The 21,209-nt window shown below is 68.9% G+C and carries 14 protein-coding genes and 1 other RNA gene; 8 read left to right on the forward strand and 7 right to left on the reverse strand.

Translation table 11 applies throughout. The features are described 5' to 3' along the window. Positions 1–35 precede the first annotated feature (35 nt). On the forward strand, positions 36–4,910 hold the full coding sequence (locus ABGB14_RS10020) for an NAD-glutamate dehydrogenase (RefSeq protein WP_347643305.1): 4,875 nt from the start codon (positions 36–38) through the stop codon (positions 4,908–4,910). A gap of 211 nt (positions 4,911–5,121) precedes the next feature. On the opposite strand, the gene ABGB14_RS10025 is transcribed toward ABGB14_RS10020, so the two are convergent. Beyond that, entirely contained in the window at positions 5,122–6,144 is a 1,023-nt protein-coding gene (locus tag ABGB14_RS10025; RefSeq protein WP_347643306.1) for a hypothetical protein, read from the reverse strand. 121 nt (positions 6,145–6,265) lie between these two features. Here ABGB14_RS10025 and prfB point away from each other — a divergent pair, with 121 nt between their 5' ends. The 7 genes from prfB (at position 6,266) to ABGB14_RS10060 (ending at position 16,058) form a co-directional block, all read left to right on the forward strand. Beyond that, positions 6,266–7,381, forward strand: coding sequence for a peptide chain release factor 2 (prfB, locus tag ABGB14_RS10030; RefSeq protein WP_347643307.1), 1,116 nt, complete (start codon positions 6,266–6,268; stop codon positions 7,379–7,381). A 379-nt stretch (positions 7,382–7,760) separates the two neighbouring features. Continuing rightward, a complete protein-coding gene (gene ftsE / locus ABGB14_RS10035; RefSeq protein ID WP_132333661.1) occupies positions 7,761–8,450 on the forward strand; it encodes a cell division ATP-binding protein FtsE in 690 nt (229 codons plus the stop codon). A 20-nt stretch (positions 8,451–8,470) separates the two neighbouring features. Beyond that, positions 8,471–9,379, forward strand: a complete 909-nt coding sequence (ftsX, locus tag ABGB14_RS10040) for a permease-like cell division protein FtsX (RefSeq protein WP_347643308.1) — start codon at positions 8,471–8,473, stop codon at positions 9,377–9,379. A 53-nt stretch (positions 9,380–9,432) separates the two neighbouring features. Then, positions 9,433–9,900, forward strand: coding sequence for an SsrA-binding protein SmpB (gene smpB / locus ABGB14_RS10045; protein WP_132593604.1), 468 nt, complete (start codon positions 9,433–9,435; stop codon positions 9,898–9,900). A gap of 85 nt (positions 9,901–9,985) precedes the next feature. Then, the gene (locus ABGB14_RS10050) at positions 9,986–11,839 is read left to right on the forward strand and encodes a penicillin-binding transpeptidase domain-containing protein (protein ID WP_347643309.1); all 1,854 of its coding nucleotides are present in this window, start codon (positions 9,986–9,988) and stop codon (positions 11,837–11,839) included. 362 nt (positions 11,840–12,201) lie between these two features. Then, positions 12,202–12,585, forward strand: a transfer-messenger RNA (tmRNA) gene (ssrA, locus tag ABGB14_RS10055). 152 nt (positions 12,586–12,737) lie between these two features. Beyond that, a complete protein-coding gene (locus tag ABGB14_RS10060; protein WP_347643310.1) occupies positions 12,738–16,058 on the forward strand; it encodes a BTAD domain-containing putative transcriptional regulator in 3,321 nt (1,106 codons plus the stop codon). Here the strand turns inward: ABGB14_RS10060 and ABGB14_RS10065 are convergent. The 6 genes from ABGB14_RS10065 to ABGB14_RS10090 form a co-directional block, all read right to left on the reverse strand. Further along, entirely contained in the window at positions 15,991–17,577 is a 1,587-nt protein-coding gene (locus ABGB14_RS10065) for an MFS transporter (protein WP_347643311.1), read from the reverse strand. The two genes, ABGB14_RS10060 and ABGB14_RS10065, sit on opposite strands and share 68 nt — an antisense overlap. A gap of 15 nt (positions 17,578–17,592) precedes the next feature. Then, on the reverse strand, positions 17,593–18,195 hold the full coding sequence (locus tag ABGB14_RS10070; protein WP_347643312.1) for an NAD(P)H-dependent oxidoreductase: 603 nt from the start codon (positions 18,193–18,195) through the stop codon (positions 17,593–17,595). Between the two features lie 114 nt (positions 18,196–18,309). Further along, the gene (locus ABGB14_RS10075) at positions 18,310–19,095 is read right to left on the reverse strand and encodes a class I SAM-dependent methyltransferase family protein (RefSeq protein WP_347643313.1); all 786 of its coding nucleotides are present in this window, start codon (positions 19,093–19,095) and stop codon (positions 18,310–18,312) included. Continuing rightward, complete coding sequence (locus ABGB14_RS10080) at positions 19,092–19,652, reverse strand: lysophospholipid acyltransferase family protein (RefSeq protein WP_347643314.1); 561 nt, start codon at positions 19,650–19,652, stop codon at positions 19,092–19,094. Before ABGB14_RS10080 ends, ABGB14_RS10075 begins: the two co-directional genes overlap by 4 nt. Continuing rightward, the gene (locus ABGB14_RS10085; RefSeq protein ID WP_347643315.1) at positions 19,649–20,443 is read right to left on the reverse strand and encodes a phosphatidate cytidylyltransferase; all 795 of its coding nucleotides are present in this window, start codon (positions 20,441–20,443) and stop codon (positions 19,649–19,651) included. Before ABGB14_RS10085 ends, ABGB14_RS10080 begins: the two co-directional genes overlap by 4 nt. Then, a complete protein-coding gene (locus tag ABGB14_RS10090) occupies positions 20,440–21,042 on the reverse strand; it encodes a CDP-alcohol phosphatidyltransferase family protein (protein WP_347643316.1) in 603 nt (200 codons plus the stop codon). The genes ABGB14_RS10085 and ABGB14_RS10090 overlap by 4 nt, the downstream gene beginning before the upstream one ends. Positions 21,043–21,209: the final 167 nt, after the last annotated feature.

Raw genomic sequence — 21,209 nt, forward strand, 5'->3', positions numbered from 1 at the left:
GCCATGGCGAACCCTCACAAAGGAGTGAGAGCGAAATGCCGCTCGACGAGGCCAAGGATGAGCTGCTCCAGCGAGCCGCCGAGATCTGCGCGACGAGCACGGAGCACATGAGCGCCGATGAGGCGCTGTCCTTCCTCCGGCTCTACTACCGGCACGTCGCGCCGGAAGACCTGCTCGACCGCAACCCCGTTGACGTGTACGGTCCCGCGATGTCCCAGAGGCAGCTGGCCGAGGTCCGCCCGCAGGGCAGGCCGGTGGTCCGGGCCTACACCCCGACGGTCGACGAGAACGGGTGGGATCCCGGGCACTCGGTCGTCGAGGTGGTCACCGACGACATGCCGTTCCTGGTCGACTCGGTGACGATGGAGCTCGACCGGCACGGCCTGGGCGTGCACCTGCTGGTCCACCCGCAGATGCGGGTGCGCCGCGACATGACGGGCCGGATGCTCGGCCCCGACCAGCAGGACGTCACCGGCCAGATGCTGGTCGAGTCGTGGATGCACATCGAGATCGACCGGCAGGCCGACCCGCGCGCGCTCAAGACAATCGAGACCGACCTGCTGCGGGTGCTCGCCGACGTGCGGCACGCGGTCGAGGACTTCAGGAAGATGCGGGCGCTGGCCGTCCAGACCGCGGAAGACCTGGGCATGAACCCGCCGCCGCTGGAGCCCGCGGAGGTCGAGGACAGCATCGACCTGCTGCGCTGGCTCGCCGACGGGCACTTCACCTTCCTCGGCTACCGCGAATACCGGCTCGAGCACACCGACGAGGGCGAGACGCTGCGCCCGCTGCCCGGTGCGGCGCTGGGCATCCTGCGTGACGACAAGGTCAGCTCCGACAGCTTCTCCGCGCTGCCCGCCGAGCTGCGGGCCAAGGCCCGCGAGAAGCACCTCATGATCATCACCAAGGCCAACTCCCGGGCCACCGTGCACCGCGCCACCTACCTCGACTACATCGGGGTCAAGGTGTTCTCGCCCGAGGGCGAGGTGATCGGCGAGCGGCGTTTCCTCGGCCTGTTCACGCACGTGGCCTACAACGAGTCGATCTCCCGGATCCCCGTGCTCCGGCGGAAGCTGGCCGACGTCCTCCACCAGGCCGGGCTGGCGCCCGACAGCCACGACGGCAAGGACCTCATCGAGATCCTCGAGACGTTCCCCCGCGACGAGCTGTTCCAGACCTCGATCGACGAGCTCCTTCCGATCGCGCTGGGCGTGCTCCGGCTGCGCGAGCGCAAGCAGGTCAAGTTGTTCCTGCGGCGCGACGACTACGGCCGCTACATCTCCTGCCTGATCTACCTGCCGCGCGACCGCTACACCACCAAGGTCCGGCTGCAGATGCAGGAGGTGCTGCTCAAGGCCCTGGGGGGCACCTCGCTCGACTACAGCGCCATGATCGGCGAGTCGGTGCTGGCCCGCCTGCACGTGGTCGTGCGGGGCGAGCGGGGCAAGCAGCTGCCGCCGCCGAGCGTGGACGTGGAGGAGCTGGAGGCGCGGCTGGCGGCCATCACCCGCTCCTGGGAGGACGACCTGGCCACCGCGCTGGTGGAGCTGACGTCGGAGGAGGAGGCGCCCGGGCTCATCCGCCGGTACGCCTCCGCGTTCCCCGAGGGGTACAAAGCGGACTTCCCGCCCAAGGTCGCCGTGGTCGACCTGCAGCGGCTGGAGCGGCTCGTCGGCGCGGACGACGACGGGCAGGTCGAGCTCAACCTCTACGAGCCGTACGACGCGGCCGAGGGGGAGCGGCGGCTCAAGATCTACAAGGTCGGCTCGCCCATCTCGCTGTCGAAGGTGCTGCCGCTCATCCAGCGGCTCGGCGTCGAGGTGGTCGACGAGCGGCCGTACGAAGTCGACCGCGACAACGACCCCACCACCAAGAACGCCTGGATCTACGACTTCGGGCTGCGCTACACGCCGTCCGACGAGGTCGGCAGGGAGGACTTCAAGCGGCTCTTCCAGGACGGCCTCACCGCCCTGTGGACGGGCCGGGTGCAGGCCGACGACTTCAACTCGCTCATCCTGAGCGCCGGGTTGACCTGGGAGCAGGCCGAGATCCTGCGGGCCTACGCGAAATACCTGCGCCAGGCGGGCAGCACGTTCTCGCAGGCGTACATGGAGCGGGTGCTCCTGGGCAACGTGCGGCTGGCGCGGTTGCTCGTCAGCCTGTTCGAGGCCCGGCACGATCCGCGGCGGCCCGACGACGTGCGAACCGAGCTGGCCGACGCGATCCACGAGGAGATCCTGGGCGCGCTCGACGAGGTGGCCTCGCTGGACGAGGACCGCGTGCTGCGGGCGTACCTGGAGATGATCCAGGCCACGCTGCGTACCAACTATTTCCAGACGGTGAATGGGCGCCGAAAAGAGTACATATCGCTCAAGTTCGACCCGCAGGCCATCAGCGTCCTGCCCCTTCCGCGGCCCAAGTTCGAGATATTCGTGTACTCGCCGCGGGTCGAGGGCGTGCATCTCCGGTTCGGGGCAGTGGCGCGGGGTGGATTGCGGTGGTCTGACCGGATGGAGGACTTCCGTACGGAAATTCTCGGCCTGGTTAAGGCCCAGATGGTGAAAAATACCGTTATTGTGCCGACCGGGTCCAAGGGTGGGTTTGTCGTTAAACGGCCGCCTTTGTCCGGTAAGCGGGAGGACGTGCAGGCCGAAGGCGTGGCCTGCTACCGCATGTTCATCTCCGGCCTGCTCGACGTCACCGACAACCTCGTGGACGGCCAGGTCGTCCCGCCGCCCGACGTGGTCAGGCACGACGGCACCGACACCTACCTCGTCGTGGCCGCCGACAAGGGCACCGCCACGTTCTCCGACATCGCCAACGCCGTGGCCAAGGAGTACGGCTTCTGGCTGGGCGACGCCTTCGCCTCCGGCGGCTCGATCGGCTACGACCACAAGGCCATGGGCATCACCGCCCGCGGTGCGTGGGAGTCGGTCAAGTACCACTTCCGCACCACGGGCGTGGACGTGCAGAGCACCGACTTCACGGTGGCCGGCGTGGGCGACATGTCCGGCGACGTGTTCGGCAACGGCATGCTGCTGTCACAGCACATCCGGCTGGTGGCCGCGTTCGACCACCGGCACATCTTCGTCGACCCCACCCCCGACGCGGCCCGCTCGTTCGGCGAACGGCAGCGCCTGTTCGAGCTGCCACGCAGCTCCTGGGAGGACTACGACGCCACGCTGATCTCGGCGGGAGGCGGCGTCTTCTCGCGCACCGCCAAGTCGATCCCGATCACGCCCCAGATGCGCGAGGCGCTCGGCATCCCCGCCGGCGTCACCTCCATGGCCCCCAACGACCTGATCAGCGCCATCCTGCGGGCCCCCGTCGACCTGCTGTGGAACGGCGGCATCGGCACCTACGTCAAGGCGGGCTCCGAGTCGCACGCCGACGTGGGCGACAAGGCCAACGACGCGCTCAGGATCGACGCCGCCGACCTGCGCTGCAAGGTCGTCGGCGAAGGGGGCAACCTGGGGTTCACCCAGCTGGCCCGCATCGAGTTCGCGCTGAACGGCGGCCTGATCAACACTGACTTCATCGACAACTCGGCCGGCGTCGACACCTCCGACCACGAGGTGAACATCAAGATCCTGCTGGACCAGGTCGTCCGCGACGGCGAACTGACCGACAAGCAGCGCAACGAGGTCTTCACCTCGATGACCGACGAGGTCGCCCGCCTGGTGCTGCGCGACAACCACGCCCAGAACGTGGTCCTGGCCGCGGCCCGCGCCCAGGCCGTCGAGATGCTCCACATCCACGCCCGCTACCTGCGACGGCTGGAACGCGAAGGGCTGATCAACCGGGAGCTGGAGTTCCTGCCTTCCGACAAGCAGCTCGCCGAACGCCGGCAGGCCAGACTCGGCCTGACCGCCCCCGAGTTCGCCGTGCTGCTCGCCTACACCAAGCTGACCGTCGACGCCGAGGTGCTCGCCTCCGACCTGCCCGACGACCCCTACCTCGCCTCGTGGCTGGTGTCGTACTTCCCGTCGGCGCTGCGTGAGCGGTTCCGCACGTACATGGACGCCCACCCGCTGCGCCGGGAGATCATCACCACCTGCGTGGTCAACGAGCTCGTCAACTCCATGGGCACCACGTTCATGTACCGCTTCGGCGAAGAGACGGGCGCCTCGACGCCCGACATCGTGCGGGCCTACCTCGTGGCGCGCGAGGTGTTCGACCTGCCGGGCTTCTACCGGGACGTGGAGTCGCTGGACAAGCAGGTCGACACGGCCACCCAGATCGCCATGCTGCTGGAGGCCCGCAAGCTGGTCGAGCGCGGCACCCGCTGGCTGCTGGTCAACCGCCGGCCGCCGCTGGACCTGGCCGGGTCGGTCGGCTTGTTCATGAAGCCGGTCAACGGCGTGGTCTCCCACATCCCCAAGCTGCTGACCGGCCCCGACCTGGCCGCGTACGAGGAGCGCCGCGACTCGTTCCTCGCCAGGGGCGTGCCGCTGGAGCTGGCCGAGCGGGTGTCCGCCATGGTGCCCGCGTACTCGATGCTGGACATGGTGGAGATCTCCTCCGTGACCGACCGTCCGGTCAGCGAGGCGGCGGAGGTCTACTTCGACCTGGCCGACCGGCTGCAGCTGGCCCGCATCCGGGAGCGCATCATCGCGCTGCCCAGGGACAACCGGTGGAACTCGATGGCCCGCTCGGCCCTGCGCGACGACCTCTACGCGGCGCACGCCTCCCTGACCCGTGACGTGCTGGCCCACAGCACGCCGGGCCTGTCGCCGGAGGAGCGGCTGGCCAGGTGGACGGAGGCCAACACGGCGGCGGTCTCCCGGGCCCGGCAGACGTTGTCGGAGATCTGGGAGAGCGACACCTTCGACCTGGCCACCCTCTCGGTCGCCCTGCGCGCCATCCGCACCCTGGTGTCCGCCAGCAACCTCCCCCACACGGAGTCCTGACGGAAGGGGCGGGCGCCAGAGGGCGCCCGCCCCACCCCTGCCCCGAGGGCATGCCCGCGACGGGCCTCACGCGTCAAGAACTCGGCGAAGAAGACGGCCAAGGAGGCGCTCGTCACGGCGAGCCGCCCGTGAGCCCTCACGACCGGCCATGACGGGCGGAAAGGGGCTACGGCGCGTGCGGGGCCGTCGGCTGTGCCGTAAGAAGAGAAGATCAGGTTCCGGACGCGCGCGTGAGCGCGCCGTCGTGGGCGATCACGGGGGCGGCTTTGGGGGCGGTGAGGGGAGGGACGACCGTCGCGTACTGGTGTGTTTCGACCAGCCGCAGCGTACGGCGCAGCACCGGCGTGCTGATCGCCCACCTGGCCGACCTGGGCACCGGGATGTAGTCGTCCTCGGCCGTGCGCGTCGTCGTGGTCGTGGTGCGCGACAGCGAATACTGGATGAGCGCCCCGCCGTCCTTGGTGCGCAGCGCGTAGACCGGGTAGTTGTCGGCGCTGAAGATCGAGTCGTAGCTGAAGCCCTCGGTCTTGGCGTCCTCGCGGCGCGAGGCGATCTGCTCGGCCACCTCCGTCGTGTACGGCCCCTCCGCGACGAGCCCGGCGGTGACACCGGCGGTGCCCGTCTCGGCCACGCTCGCGTGCACCGGCCCCATGAACTGCGGGCTGATCGTGATGGTCTTGTCGTCGGAGGCGACCGCGTCGGCGTAGCCGTCGGCGTCGAGTTCGATCTCCGGCAGCTCCTGTCCGGGCACGAGCTCGGCCGCGGAGCTGATGCGCCAGCGGTCGGACCTGGTGAACGTCAGGAGCGTCGGATGCCCGTCGCGGGTCGTCAGCGCGCTGAACCACGGTGACTCCTCGCCCTGCTCGAACCGGGGCACGAACAGGGTCGGCGACCCCCACGTGTAGCGGCGCGGCGCGTAGTCGGTGGACAGGTAGTCGGCCACGGTGATGCGGGTCTGTCCGCCGGCCGTGAGATCGACGGCCAGCCCGAGGCGCCCCTGGAGGTCGCTCTTCACCCGCAGCACGTCGTCGGAGACGGTGACCTCGTCGAAGACCTCGGCCGCTTCCGTCCGCGTGACCTCCGGCTCGTCCGGAGACGGCGAGGGAGAGCTGGACGCGGCGGCGGCGGAGCTGGTGGGGGTCGATCGTGGCTGGGCATCGCTCGTGCAGGCGGTCGCCACGGCAAGCAGGCCTGCGGCGAGCGCCAGCGCTGTCCGCCGACCATGTACACGCACCTGGCCCATGGTATTCGCGCCGGCGGCACGGCGAGGACCCCGACACCGATCAGCGGGCCACCAGCGCCGGACAGGGACGCTTGGGAGGTGAACTCCCCGGAGGAGGCTAGTGTAGGGAGGCGTGGCAGGTATGGATCCGGCAGAAGAGATCAACGAGCTCGCGGGCACGCTCCGCAGCATCCAGGACGTGCTCGACCTCGACGCTATGCGCAAGCAGATCGACGAGCTCGAGCAGCAGGTTGCCGCCCCTGACCTGTGGGACGACCCCGACCTGGCACAGAAGGTGACCAGCAAGCTCTCCCATCTCCAGGGCGAGCTCAACCGCGTCGAGGGCCTGGCGCGGCGGCTCGACGACCTGACGGTCCTCTACGAGCTGGCCGCCGAGGAGAGCGACGACGACACGCGTGCCGAGGCCGACAAGGAGCTCGACACGCTGAAGTCCGACGTCGGCGCCATGGAGGTCCGCACGCTGCTGTCGGGCGAGTACGACGCCCGCGAGGCGCTCGTCACGATCAACTCCCAGGCCGGTGGCGTCGACGCCGCCGACTGGGCCGAGATGCTGCTGCGGATGTATCTGCGCTGGGCCGAGCGCAAGGGTTATGCCACGGAGGTCTACGACACCTCCTACGCGGAGGAGGCCGGCATCAAGTCGGCCACGTTCACGGTCAAGGCCCCCTACGCCTACGGCACGCTGCGCGGCGAGCACGGCACCCACCGCCTCGTGCGCATCAGCCCGTTCGACAACCAGGGGCGCAGGCAGACGTCGTTCGCCGGGGTCGACGTCGTGCCGGTGGTCGAGCAGACCGACCACATCGACATCAACGAGGACGAGATCCGCGTCGACGTCTACCGTTCGAGCGGTCCGGGCGGCCAGGGCGTCAACACGACCGACTCGGCGGTGCGCATCACCCACATCCCGACCGGCATCGTCGTCTCCTGCCAGAACGAACGTTCGCAGCTGCAGAACCGCGCCACCGCCATGAACGTGCTCCAGGCCAAGCTGCTGGAGCGCAAGCGGCAGGAGGAGGCGGAGAAGATGTCGGAGCTGCGCGGCGCGTCCACCACGTCATGGGGCACGCAGATCCGCAACTACGTGCTGCACCCTTACCAGATCGTGAAGGACCTGCGCACCAACACCGAGGCGGGCAACCCGTCGGCGGTGCTCGACGGCGATCTCGACACGTTCATCGAGTCGGAGATCCGCTGGATGCGGCGCCAGGAGTCAGACGCCGAATAGGTGGTTGAGCACGAGGCTCACGAAGAGCAGCACGACGAGGAGCACGAGGACGACGGCGGGTGACAGCCCGGCGAAGCCGTGCTGGTGCATACGTTCTCTGCTGGCGCGGCAGACGGGGCAGCGTCCCTCGATCACGGGGTGGGCGCATTGCGCGCATACGAGGTGTTCACAGCTCATGACAGCCCCAAGTCTAGCCGCACAATCGTTTTGTTTCCGTTATGGACGTTCCATGCCAGTCTTCCCTCTAGACTGTCGTCTGGCCAATCGGAACGTCGATCATCGGTAAAGAAGACGCCCCCGGTCGGCCAGTGGCGGGAAGTGGGCATATGCCACCCTCGCTTCCGTCCTGACCCCTAGACTGGCATGCCGTGATGCTCTCGTGATCCATTTCGATAATGTCATCAAGGTCTACGCGAACCAGAACCGGCCCGCTCTCGACCACGTGTCTGTTGACGTGGACAAGGGCGAGTTCGTGTTCCTCGTCGGTCCTTCGGGATCAGGCAAGTCCACGTTCCTGCGTCTGATCCTGAAGGAGGAGCGGCCGAATGGCGGCGCGATCCACGTCGCCGGGAAAGACCTGTCGCGTCTGTCCAACTTCAAGGTGCCGCACCTGCGCCGCCGCATCGGCTGCGTGTTCCAGGACTTCAGACTGCTCCCGAACAAGAACGTCTACGAGAACGTGGCGTTCGCGCTCGAGGTCATCGGCAAACCCCGGCGGTTCATCCGCAAGGTGGTGCCCGAGGTCATCGAGCTGGTCGGCCTGGAAGGCAAGGCCCACCGCATGCCCGACGAGCTGTCCGGCGGCGAGCAGCAGCGCGTCGCCATGGCCCGAGCGTTCGTCAACCGGCCGATGATCCTGCTGGCCGACGAGCCGACGGGCAACATCGACCCCGCGACGAGCATCGGCATCATGAAGGTGCTCGACCGCATCAACAGGACTGGCACCACGGTCGTCATGGCCACGCACGACGCGGCCATCGTCGACTCCATGCGCAAGCGTGTCGTGGAGCTGGAGGACGGCAAGATCGTCCGTGACCAGTCGCGTGGCGTGTACGGCCAGGCGTACTGACAGGGAGCTGCAGACAGAACATGCGGGCGAATTTCATCTTCTCCGAGGTCTGGATCGGCCTCCGTCGCAACTTGACCATGACGATCGCGGTGATCATCACCGTGGCGGTCGGTATGGCGATGCTGGGCGTCGGCTTGATGATCAACGCCCAAGTCGGCCTGATGAAGGGCTACTGGGACGACAAGGTCGAGGTCTCCGTCTTCCTGTGCGGCAAGGGCACGGCCATGCCGGCGTGTAACGGCAAGGAGGCCACCAGCAAGCAGATCACGGCCCTCGAAGCGCACATCAAGGCCATCCCAGGGGTCAAGGAGGTGTACTTCGAGGACCAGACGGCGGCGTACAAGAACTTCAAGGACTCCTACTCCGCCAACAAGGCTCTCGTCGACGCCGCCAAGGTCGAGGACATGCCGCAGTCGTTCCGCATCAAGCTGGTCGACCCGGACAACTACCAGCCGATCGTCCAGGCGGTGAAGGGCCAGCCGGGCGTGGCGCAGGTCCTCGACCAGAAGGAGCTGATCGGACCGTTCTTCGTCATGCTCGACAGGCTCGCCTTCGTCGCGCTGGCGGTGGCGATCATCCTGGTGCTGGCGGCCGCCCTGCTGATCGGCAACACGGTCCGGCTGTCGGCGTTCAACAGACGCAGGGAGACCGGCATCATGCGGCTGGTCGGCGCGTCCAACCTCTACATCCAGCTCCCCTTCGTCATGGAAGGCGTCATCGCCGGCCTGATCGGCGGCGTGTTCTCGGCGATCATTCTGATCCTGGCGAAGGTCTTCCTGTTCGAGGAGCTCGGCAGTTTCTTCGGCGACGCCACCTCCCAGCTCGGCTGGAACGACGTGGCTCAGACGATCACGATCACCATGCTCATCGGCGTCGTGATCTGTGTGCTGGCCTCGTTCGTGACGCTCCGCCGCTACCTCAGGGTCTAGCCGTGCGCGCGCGGATGGGCCGCCGCCGCTCCGGCCGCCGGTAAAGTCGAAGCATGCCACGTGAGACCGGGCGGAAGGTCATCGCCCAGAACAAACGTGCTCGGCACGACTACCACGTCGACGAGACCTTCGAGGCGGGGCTCGTGCTGCAGGGCACCGAGGTGAAGTCGCTCCGCGAGGGCCGCGCCTCGCTCGCCGACGGCTACGCCAGCATCGACGGCGGCGAAGCGTGGCTGCTCAACGTCCACATCCCCGAATACTCGCAGGGCACGTGGACCAACCACACGGCCCGCCGCAAGCGCAAGCTGCTGCTGCACCGCAAGGAGATCGACAAGCTCGCCGCCAAGACCAAGGAGGGCGGGCTCACGATCGTGCCGCTGGTGCTCTACTTCAAGGACGGCCGGGCCAAGGTCGAGATCGGCCTGGCGCGCGGCAAGAAAGACTGGGACAAGCGGCACGCGCTGGCGGAGCAGCAGGCCAAGCGCGAGATGGCCCGGGCGCTGCGGCACCGCACCCGATGAGAGTGGCGGCACCGCACCTATGACACGCGCCCGCCGCACCCTCACCGCACCGATGGGGAGCGCCAGCCGCACCCTCGGCGCACCGATGAGACGCGCCCGCCGCACCGTCACCGCCACCCTCACGCTGGCGGTCGCGAGCACGATGCTGACCGGCTGCTTCGAGGAGCCGTCACCGCACGACGCGGTGCGCGACTTCCTCGTGGGCTGGCAGTCGGGCGACTACGAGCTGGCGGCCGGCCGCGCCGACGGCGACCTGGCGACGGTGCGCAAGGCGCTGGCCGACGCCAAGCTGGAGCTCGACGCGGCCTCCTTCCGCTTCAAGATCACAGACGTCAGCGTGACGGGCGAGGAGTCCAAGGCCGGCTTCCACGCCGAGGTCGATCTCGGGGAGAACAACCCGCTCTGGGAATACGACGGCGTGCTCCCGCTCCACCTGGTCGACGGCGTGTGGAAGGTTCGCTGGTCGCCTTCCGTGCTGCATCCGCAGCTCAAGGAGGGGCAGCGGTTCGCCGTCGACACCCACCCGACGCCCCGCCAGCCGGTTCTCGACAGGTCGGGAGACTCGCTGCAGACCGACACCGTTCTCTACGTCGCGGGCGTCTATCCCGCCAAGCTGGGCGGCAAGGCGGAGGAGGTCGTGGCCAAGCTGTCCGAGGTCACCGGATATGCCCAGGACCGCCTGCTGAGCCGCATCAGGTCGTCACCGCCTGACAAGTTCGTGCAGCTGGTCACGTTCGGGCGCTCGCGCTACCAGACGATGCAACCGAAGCTCGACGCCATCGCCGGGATCGAGATCGAACCGCAGGACCAGCCCGTCAACCCCGACGCACCCCGGCAGATCGTCGGCACCGTCAGCGCGCTCACGCCCGAGAGCGAGCAGAAGCTCGGCGGCCCTCAGCGGGCCGGCGACTCGGTCGGCAAGAGCGGCCTGCAGCAGGCCTACCAGGAATACCTGACGGGCTCCACGCAGACCAAGGTGATCACCCTCGACACCAAGACCGGGGAGCAGGTCGCCCTGCTGAAGGAGTGGCCGGGCCGGCGCAACATCTCGGTGAAGACGACGATCGACCGCGCCGTCCAGGCGGCGGCCGAGCGGGCGGTGGCCCTCACCGGCACCAGCGCGCTGGTGGCGGTCGACCGCAACACCGGCGAGATCCGCGCTGTCGGCACCAAGAACCTGCACCAGGAGAAGCAGGCGCTGGCCGGCAGGTTCCCCGCCGGCACGGCGTTCTCGATCGTGGCCGCGGACGCGCTGCTCAAGGCCGGGGTGAGCCCCAAACAGCGGCTGGCCTGCCCGCAGGAGCGCACCGTCGGGGGCGCGAAGTTCGCGAACTCCGGCGGGAGCGTCGGCCTGACTCAGTCGGCCACGTTCCAGGAACACTTCGCCAAGGGGTGCGTCACCGCGCTGGCCTCGCTCGCCCGCCGGGTTTCGGCCGGCGACCTCGCCAAGAGCGCCAAGGCCTACGGCATCGGGCAGCCGTGGCGGCTGCCGCTCAAGTCGTTCAGCGGCGCCCTGCCCGAACTGGCCGGCGACGCCGACAAGGCCAGGGCCATCGCGGGCCAGAACGTCGAGGTGAGCCCGCTGAGCATGGCGCTCGTGGCCGCGGCCGTCGCCTCGGGCACCTGGCGTCCGCCCGTGCTGGTCACCGACCCCAAGTCGCCCGACCCCGCGGCCGAGATCGTGCCCACCGCCCAGCCCGCGCCGGTGCCCCTCGATCCCAAGGTCCGCGTGGCGCTGACGGCGATGATGCGGGCCGGCGCGGTCGGCACGCCCGCCCAGGCGGGCAGGGGGAAGGTCTACGGCGTGACGACGCCGGCGGCCGACCAGCACACCTGGTTCGTCGGCTGGCAGGGGGACGTGGCGATCGCGGTGCTGGCGAAGAACTACGACGCCGGCGCGGTGGCGGGCAGCTTCTTCGCAGCCCTCCGCAACCCGTGACGGCCGGCCTGGCGACGTCGGTGAGGGCGGCCCGGTGAACCCGCGAAGGCCGGTCGGCGACCGGATGTGAGTTTTTCGTTACGGTGAGCAACCATTCGGGCGGCCGGTTGCGTCTTACTGAATGACTGGGCTCGCTCGGGGGGTTGCGAACCCAGTCGCCGTGATGAGATCAGGACTTCATCTCGGGGGAAGTCCTGCCGTCCGGACCGGCTCGACCCTGCCGGTCGGCCCCCGGGAGCGCGTGCCACCGTGCCACGCTCCCGGGGGTTTCGCCGTTAGGGAATTAAGTTGGCGCGGAGGGTGTTGTCCCATGTACATTCGTGTCGCGCAGCTCTTTCGAGAGATGTGTTGACAACTGCACAGGGGGTGACTGGCTTCGACTTTGGCCTTGCAAGCCAGGTGAAGCGGGCCGAGGACGGCGGACATAACCTCGTTAATCCTGTGACCGCAAACAACAAGTGCCAATTCCAAGAGCACTGTGGCGGCCAGGGACTCCCTGGCCCTCGCTGCCTAAGCAGCGAAACCACTGTCAGCCCGGGAGTGCCTTCGGCCCGGTGTCTGGCATCGCTAGAAGGCTCAACCGGTCGACCCGGCCACGGGGGAGATCGGGAAATCCAACAGTGGCTGAGCCCGTCGGCGACTTGCCTGCGTGATCGCCGGGGCTGAGAAAAGCACAGTAGGCTGCGCCCGGAGAAGCCCTGACTTGGGGTTGAAGGACGCGGGTTCGATTCCCGCCACCTCCACTGTGACACCAGGCCGCCTCTTACCTGTGAAACTCCACGGGTGAGGGGCGGTTTTCTGTTGCTGGGCGTGTCATGCCGACCAGGCAGTGACGGCGGCAATCGCGCCAAGGTCTTCGACGAGTCTCACAGCGACGGCCCGGCATAGACTCGTGAGCATGCGGATCGAGGTACTGGGTCCGGTTCGGCTCAGCACCGACGAGGGCATCGCGGTAGAGGTGGCTGAACGCCACCTGCGCTTGCTGCTGGCCTCAGTGGTCGCCGCCGACGGCCGGCCTGTACCGGCCGATGCCATGATCGATCGCCTGTGGGACGGCGACCTGCCCGCTGATCCGAAGAAGGTCCTGCAAGCCAAGCTCTCCCGACTGCGCGCCACGCTGGACAGAGCGCGTCCTGGGGCCCGCGAACTGCTGACCCACACCCCCGCCGGATATCGACTCGCCATGGAGCCGGATGCCCTCGATGCCGGCCTGTTCAAGAGCAACGTGGAACGCGCGCGTCGGATGTCGTCCTCGCCGGAGAAGGCCGCGTCGCTCGTTGAGACGCTGGCACTGTGGCGCGGCGATCCCTTCGGTGATGTGACCGAGGAGGTCTGGCTGGCGCCGGCTGTCGCCGAGTTGCACGGTGTCCGTGGGGATGCAGTGGAAGCACTTGTCGAGACACTCCTGGAGCAGGGAGATCCGCAGCAGGCACTCAGCCAGGCGAGCGGCGCCGTCGAGGACTACGCCACCCGTGAGGGACTGGTGAGCTCGGTGATGACCGCGCTCTATCAGGTCGGGCGTCAACACGAGGCGTTGGAGATCTTCGAGAGGCTACGCCGTCGCCTGTCCGAGGAACTCGGCGTCGATCCGACCCCTCGAATCCGCGAACTGCACAGCCACATTCTCCGTCAAGACCCGATCCTGGCCTCCAGCTCTGCAGCCAGACCCGCACAGCACTCCCTTACCGGACACTCCAACATCCCGGCCGAGACCGGCCCGCTGATCGGCAGGCGCGAAGAGAGCGAGCAGATCAAGGCTCTCCTGGCCAGGTCCCGCCTGGTCACGCTGAACGGGATCGGCGGCGTGGGCAAGACCCGCCTCGCCCTGCACGTCGCCCGCGAACAGGCATCAGATTTCGAGCGCGGCACCTGGTTTGCCGATCTGACCGAGTTGACGGCGACACCAGAGGATCAACTCGGATCGGGCGAGCGCATCGCTTCCCTGATGGCCATGACCATCGGACTGCCCGAGCACGACACCACGACGAACACCCTCGACCGACTCAGCGAGGCGCTGGGACCCAGACCAGTGCTGCTGGTGCTGGACAACTGCGAGCATGTCATCGCCGAGGCGGCCGTCTTCACCACCGATCTCCTCCGCCAGGCCCGAGGCGTGCGGGTGCTGGCCACCAGCCGCGAACCTCTCGGACTGCCCGAAGAACAGCGCTATCACGTCAGTACCCTGACCACCGAACCATCCGAGGGCGACGGACGGAGTGAGGCGGTATCGTTCTTCCTCACTCGGGCCCAGAGCAGCGACCCCGCCTTCCGGCTCGATGACGGCGACGTGGATGCCGTCGAGCAACTGTGCCGGCGTCTCGACGGCCTGCCCTTGGCGCTGGAACTGGCGGCAGCCCGCATCCGGGGGCTCTCGGTGACCGACCTGCTCGAACGGCTCAGCGACCGGCTCAGCATCCTGCGCCGTCCCGGACATGCGGCGCCGCGTCGGCAACAGACCCTGCGCGGGATGATCGACTGGAGCTGGTCGCTGCTCGACGACACCGAACGAGCAGTGCTGCGTCGGCTGGCGGTCCACCCCGGCAGCATGGGACTGGAAGCAGCCGAGGCGATCTGCTCCGACGAGCCCGACGATCCCGGCACGACGGCAGTGGAGCGCGCAGAAGTCATCGACGTCCTCATCGGCCTGGTCGACCGCAGCTTGGTCACGACGACATCCACCCCGGCCGGCGTGCGCTACGGCCTCCTGGAATCGATCGCCGCCTATGCGGGTGAGAAGCTCGACTCCTCCGCCGAACGACAGGCCACCGCTCGACGACATTTGCGCTACTACGGTGATTTCGCGTGTGAGGCCGACGACGGACTACGCACTCGGCAGCAGCGTCACTGGTTGGCTCGGTTCTCCGCGGAACGTGCCCAGATGCGGCACGCGTTCGACGAGGCCGTACGAACAGGCGACGGCCGCAGCGCCACGGCACTCACGCTTGCCACGTTCTGGCATCAGGTGTGCGTACCCGGTTTTTCGATCAGCCCATGGATCGACGGCTACCACACCCGCTTGGGCCGCGATCTGCAGACGGTGCTCAACCTGCCCGGCGTCGGCGGTGACGACTACGCGGCAGCGGCCACCCTGGCAGCCTGCATGAGCGCCGACACAGAAGAAGGGGCACGACACATCGAGGAAGCGCTGCACGGGTTCGGCGCTGAGACGGTGACCAAGGCCCGCGTGCAATGGTTCGCCGGGGCTTCCCTCCTGTCGGCTGGGCTGCGGGAGGCTGGTGAACGGCACGTCGACCAGGCTCTTGCGAGCCTCGCCGGACACGGCGAGGACTGGGATCTCGCGGTGGCGGCGTGTCGACGTGACTGGTTGATCGTCACCCTGTGGCGTGAAGCCCCCCGCGGGCTTCCGGACGGTCGCGAAGTGTCCGAGGTGCTCCGCGAAGTGGACGACGGCTACGGCAGCATGTATGCGCTGGCGGTCGAGCACCGCTTCGCTGAACTGGTCGGCGACCACCGGCGCTCGGCGGCTGCCGTCACCGCGGCGTTGGCCATGAGCAGAGAGTTGGGCATCGAGTCGGAGACGTCGCTCTGGCTCACCGGATCAGCGATCGCTGCCCTTCGGGACGGAAACTTGGACGATGCCGTCAAGGATCTGACGGATTCACGGGCGATCTCGGCCGAGATCGGTTTCGCCAACGGCCTCGCCTACGCGGACTTCGCCGAGGCGATGATCGCGCGCCACCGCGGCGACCTGACCGGGGCACGCACACTGCTCGACCGGTGGCGAGGATTCACCCAGGCAGCGAACGCCGAGCTGCTGACCGAGTTCGAGCAGGGCTTTCTGGCTGCCCAGGAACACGACCTGGCCGCAGCGATCGCGGCCTTCGAGACGTTCGTCTCCTTGACTCCGCAGCGCGGTGACACTCGTACGACAGCAAGGATGCTCGAACTGGCGGCGGCCATCCGCATGCTGGCCGCAGATCCCCGAGCGGCCGCCGATTCGTTGGGGGCAGCCGAAGCGATCCGCACCCGGGCAGGCGCTGAGCCGTCGGTGCCCGAGCGCCGGGACATCCGACAGGTCAGCGAACGCATCGCCGAGACGCTGTCCGATCGGGAGTTCTCCGCTGCGATGGCCCGAGGTGGCGCCCACGACCCCGTCGACCACCTGCAAGCGGTCGCGTCTTCCAAGGCGGTCATGCCACGGCACGATGACGGTGGCCGGCAGGCCCGCGGGCCAGGACGAGCACGCCGATCGCGCTGAGGGCGATGATGGCCGCACCGACGGCGCTGGCGTGCGCATAGCCGGTCAAGGTGGCGTCCAGCTCACCGGCCCCGGCGAGGTGACGGCGCGTGGTGGCGGTCATGATGGCGGTCAGCAGCGCGGTTCCCAAGGCAGCACCGATCTGCTGGCCGGAGTTGACCAACGCGCTGGCGATGCCGCTGTCGGCGCCGGCTCCACGGGTGGCGGCGTCGGAGCCGGTGACCATCACGATGGTTCCGCCGGCGCCGAGAAGCAGCATGGCGGGCAGGATGCCGGTGACGTAGGTCGAGTCGGTCCCCAGCAGGATGAACGAGGCGATCGCGGCAGCCGAGATGAACAACCCCACGACAAGCATCGCAACGGCCGACACCCGCCCTGAGACAACGGTCAGGAGTTGTGAGGTCGCCATCGCGGACAGGCCGTAGGGCAGGAACGCCAGACCGGTCAACAAGGCGCTGTAGCCGAGCACACCTTGCAGGAACGTGGTCAGGATGTACATGCCGGCGAATATGCCGATCCCCACGACGAAGACCGACGTGAATGCCGCCAGCCGTAGCCGGTCCGCGAGCAGCCGTGGCGGGATCAGCGGGTGTGCCGAACGGCGCAGCACCAGGCCGAACAGGCCGAGCAGGACGACCGCGCCGGCCAGCGACGTCCAGGTGGCCGGATGAGCCCATCCCAGGGTGCTGGCGCGATCGAAGCCGAACACCAGAAGGCCCAGCGCCACGGTCACGAGCAGCGCACTGGGAAGTCCCAGCCGCGCGCGTCCGGCAGTCGGTGTGGGTGGTGCGGTACGGACCAATCCCAGGGCGACGAGCAGCGCCACGGGTGTGGTGATGAGCATCACCCACCGCCAGGAGAAACCGTCGACCAGGGCACCGGCGAGGGTGAACGAGGCGGCGGTGCCCATCCCCATGACCATCCCGAACAGGGCGAAGGCGCGGGCTCGTGCACGCCCGTGGGTGAACATCACCGAGATCATCGCCAGCGCGGTGGCCGCGACCAGCGCACCTGTCATGCCCTGTAAGGCCCGGGCGGCCAGGAGCATCTCGGCACTCGGGGAAACGCCGCCGAGCAGGGAGGCCGCGGCGAAGCCGACGAGACCGGCGGTCAGGCACCGGCGTAGCCCGACAACGTCGGCGAGGCGCCCGCCCAGGAGCATGAACGCGCCGAAACACAGCGAGTACAGCGTCACCACCGCGGCCCGGGAGGCATCGGTCAGGCCGAGTGCCTGCTGGGCCGCGGGCAGGGCGACGTTCATCATGGTCACCGCGGCGAAGACCGCGAGGTTGCCGGTCAGCACGAACCCCAAGGCCCACCACCTGCGTTGCTCGGGGCCGGTGTGTGCTGGAGTGCGCGTGGCATCCGGCGAGGGGGCACCGTCCGGCGACTGGTGCGGTGCCATGCTGCGCCGCTGTTCGGCCTGCATGTGCTTGGCGAAGTGATCGTGAGACGACATGGTCCTCTCCATACGGTGCGGTAACGGCCTCTGAGGGAGATGTCCTTCGGTGATGCGCATCGTGTTGCGCGTCAGTCATGCGCCGGCAACCGCGGCTGTGCGGTGCCTGGCCGCTGAGGGCTCGGCGTCCTGGCCGCCGGGGCCGTTGAGGGCTTCGGCCAGCCGTCCGATGATCGTGCGCAGCTGATTCTCGGCGTCGTCATCGATGAGGCCGGTGTTGCCGGCTGCCCGTTCGTGCACCAGGGGCAGGCCCCAACCGGTGGACAGGACGGTGGCTCCCATCTGGGTGAGGATGTGCTCGGTCGCCTCCCGGGCCCAGGCGGCACCGAACTTGCCGGGACTCGCGCTGATCACGGCGACGGGCAGGTCGGTGAAGACGCACGCGCCGTCCGGTCGGGCGGCCCAGTCCAGCAGGTTCTTCAGCTGGCCGGGAATGCTGCCGCTGTACTCCGGCGTGGCGATCAGCACGGCGTCGGAGTGACGAACCTCGGCTCGCAAATCCTCGACCACGCCGACGGGCCGTTGTTCATGGTCCTCGTTGAACGGCGGGATCTCGCTGACGCGGTCGAATCTGTGCACCTGATGTCCGGCGTCGCGGGCGAGGTCTTCGGCGTGGGTGAGCAGTTGAGTGTTGAAGGAGCCGGTGCGCAGGCTTCCGGAGATGGTCAGGAGCTTCATGGTGGTCTCCTTCGCGTCGTTCTTGCTGGGGTCGATACCGATCGTGTGATGTACCCCCTTCGGGATGGTTTCGGAATCCCTTCGGCCTGCTCTGAGGGGTGCCGGGTGGTCGAGCTAGCGGCTGTTGGCGACGCCGGCGTTCTGCGCGGTCGTGACCGCGAAGAGGCCCACCTTCTCCATGCGGCTGACGACGTCCTCGAAGCCTGCTTCCCGCGCCCAGCCGTGCGCCTGCTGCACCGACCTGCACTCCATGACCCACAGCGCGCCGTCGCGGTTGGGCAGCACGTTGGCGATGAACTCCAGTTGTGGATGGCGGGTCTGGGTGGTGAAGATCAGGACACCGTCGGGCGCGAGCAGGTCACGCAGGCGGGCCACCGACTTGCTGATCTGCTCCTCGGCCAGGATCAGCTCGTACAGCCCGGAGACCACGATGATGTCGGCAGGGCGGTCGAGCGGTGCGGGTTCGAAGGCGTCGCCCTGCTCGTACACGATGTTGGTCAGGCCGCGCGCCGCCGCCTGCTTCTCGCCGAGCGCCAGCCCGTCGGGCGTCAGGTCGCGGCAGACCACCTGGGTCTCCGGCTGTTCCTTGGCCAGGTCCTGCAGGTAGCGGCCGGGGCCTGAGGCCACGTCGAGGATCAGCGCCCGGCCGGCTCGCGCCGAGACCTCCTCCCTGAGCACGTCGTGCAGCAGGGCCCGTCTGGCACGGATGGCACGCCATCCGACGGCGTTCAGGTAGCCGCGGTCGATGAGCTTGCCCAGGCCGAGACGCCCGTGGGGTTCGTCGGCGTAGACGTAGTCGAGCATCGTGCCGCTGTCGAAGCCGTGACGGTAGCCGATGCGGACGCCCTCGCTCAGTTGCCCGACCGTGCGCAGCAGGAGCCGCATGAGGGTCCACTTCATGAAATATCTCCTTCGATGAGGTTGTGTGCTGTTTCCAGGTCGTGCACCAGCCGGCGGAAGCGGACGAGGACCCGGCCCCGCCGCACCCGCCCGTGTACGGGCAGCACCTCGGAGGTGCCGCGGATGGTGACGGGCTGGAGCGGCACGCCCGCCTTGGCGGCGATGCGCGCGGCCCCGGAGCGGAACTCGCCGACGCGGCCGTCCCGCGAGCGCGTGCCTTCGGGGAAGACGACGACGATGCGTCCCTGTTCCAGGAGCTGTACGGCACGCGCGAGGTCGGCCGAGCCGCCTCCGCCCCGCCGTACGGGAAAGCCGGCGACGAGGGAGCGGCAGACGAGTGACCGCAGCGGGCCCGCGAACCAGTAGTCGGCGGCGGCCGCCACCACAGGCCGCCTGCGCGCGGGCAACGCGGCGAGCAGCGCGGCCGTGTCGGCGTGCGAGGAGTGGTTGGCGACGACCACGCACGGCCCGTCGGGAACCGTCCCTTCCACCCGCAGCCCGCCGTTGCAGGTGAAGGCGGTCCGCCACAACCATCTCCGCAGGAGAGCGCCGTTCACGTCAGCACCACCGCCAGGGCCAGGGCGATCAGGAGGGAGTCGACACGATCCAGCAGGCCGCCGAAGCCGGGCAGCCACGCTCCCGCGTCCTTGACGCCCGCGCCGCGCTTGACCATCGACTCCACCAGGTCGCCGAGGGGCGCGCCGACGGCGACGGCGACGGCCAGAGCGGGGGTGAGCGACCCGAGCAGGGCCAGCACGCCGAGCCCGCCCGCCGCGCCGCCCAGCACGCCGCTCCAGGTCTTGCCCGGTGACAGCGGTGACAGCCGCGGGCCGCCGCCGAGCTTGCCGCCGCACCACGCCGCCACGTCGGCGATGGCGACGGCCAGGCAGAGCGCGAACGCCTGGGCGGGGCCGAGCAGTACGAGCCCGGCCAGCGGGGCGAACCACAGCAGCCCGAACATCCCGAAGGCGGCCCTGCGGGATCCGTCCTCCGCGTCGCCGGACAGGACCGGTGCCAGCACCACGGCCAGTAAGCACACGGCCGCCGGCCCGTACACCTCGCCCATCAGGGCGGCGACGGGGAGCAGGGTGGCGTGGGCGAGCAGGATGGCGCGTTCAGGGGCGCGCAGCCGTACCAGGCGGGAGTATTCGAGGACGCAGACGACGCCGAGCACGACCGCGAGCGCGGCGGCGCCCTGAGGGCCGAGCAGGAGGCTGCCTGTCACGAGCGGCGCGGCGACGGCCCAGGTGGTCCAGCGGCGCACCAGCTCCCGCTGCCTCGACCACCACACGGCCAGCCCGCTCACCCCGAGGGCTCCGGCCAGGTAGGGGGCGGTGTCGAGGATCATGACCCGGTCCCCTGAAGGGCGGGGGCGCTACGCAGCTCGCGGTGGACGCGCGCGAGCCGTACGACCGCTGTGATCAGGGAGCCGGCGGCGAGCACCACCAGCCAGGCGGGCCAGCCCGTGAGGGCGAACAACACCAGCAGGACGCAGCGCTCGGTCTTGCCGGCGGGGCCGCCCTGCGGGCGCCGCGCCCCTGCGGCGGCGCCCGCGAGTGCGGCCCACGAGGGGAGGGTGGCGGCCAGCGCGGCCCAGGCCACGAGCGCGGGGTCGGCCAGCGCCAGGCATCCGGCCAGCGCCGCGTACTCGGCGAGCCGGTCACCCAGTTCGTTGGCCACGGCACCGAACCTGGTGCTCCCGCCGCTGTCGCGAGCGACGCCGCCGTCGAGGTTCGCGCAGGCCAGGCGGCCGGCGAGGGCCGCTGCGACGGCCAGCGCCACCCACGGTCCCGTCTCACCCTGAGCGAGTACGGCTCCCGCCACCGCCCCGAACACGATGCCTGACACGGTGATGGCCGAAGGACGGACGCCGCGGGCGACCAGGAAGGCCCGCACTCCGCTGAGCCGGGCGGCGTACCAGGGTTTGAGGGCGTAGAGACCGTTCATGCCGGCCAATGTCTCGCGCTACGGCAGGCCGATACATGGGGAGTTCAGCGCAATTGTCCCTAGGTAGCGCTACTCACGCGTAGGGCAGCAGCATGACCTTGAACGATTCGGCATCACGCTGATCGTATATGTCCGCGGGCCTGTCGGATCAGGGGAGGGCGGGGGAT

This window comes from Nonomuraea sp. B10E15, assembly GCF_039871615.1.
Taxonomy (GTDB): domain Bacteria; phylum Actinomycetota; class Actinomycetes; order Streptosporangiales; family Streptosporangiaceae; genus Nonomuraea.

Bases quoted from the DNA above. Each gene is read 5' to 3' on its own strand.
- ftsX (WP_347643308.1), top strand. From the start codon at position 8,471: ATGCGGGCGAATTTCATCTTCTCCGAGGTCTGGATCGGCCTCCGTCGC.
- ABGB14_RS10090 (WP_347643316.1), bottom strand. From the start codon at position 21,042: ATGAACGGTCTCTACGCCCTCAAACCCTGGTACGCCGCCCGGCTCAGC.
- ABGB14_RS10050 (WP_347643309.1), top strand. From the start codon at position 9,986: ATGAGACGCGCCCGCCGCACCGTCACCGCCACCCTCACGCTGGCGGTC.
- ABGB14_RS10065 (WP_347643311.1), bottom strand. From the start codon at position 17,577: ATGCGCATCACCGAAGGACATCTCCCTCAGAGGCCGTTACCGCACCGT.
- smpB (WP_132593604.1), top strand. From the start codon at position 9,433: ATGCCACGTGAGACCGGGCGGAAGGTCATCGCCCAGAACAAACGTGCT.
- ABGB14_RS10060 (WP_347643310.1), top strand. From the start codon at position 12,738: ATGCGGATCGAGGTACTGGGTCCGGTTCGGCTCAGCACCGACGAGGGC.
- ABGB14_RS10070 (WP_347643312.1), bottom strand. From the start codon at position 18,195: ATGAAGCTCCTGACCATCTCCGGAAGCCTGCGCACCGGCTCCTTCAAC.
- ABGB14_RS10075 (WP_347643313.1), bottom strand. From the start codon at position 19,095: ATGAAGTGGACCCTCATGCGGCTCCTGCTGCGCACGGTCGGGCAACTG.
- ABGB14_RS10085 (WP_347643315.1), bottom strand. From the start codon at position 20,443: ATGATCCTCGACACCGCCCCCTACCTGGCCGGAGCCCTCGGGGTGAGC.
- ABGB14_RS10020 (WP_347643305.1), top strand. From the start codon at position 36: ATGCCGCTCGACGAGGCCAAGGATGAGCTGCTCCAGCGAGCCGCCGAG.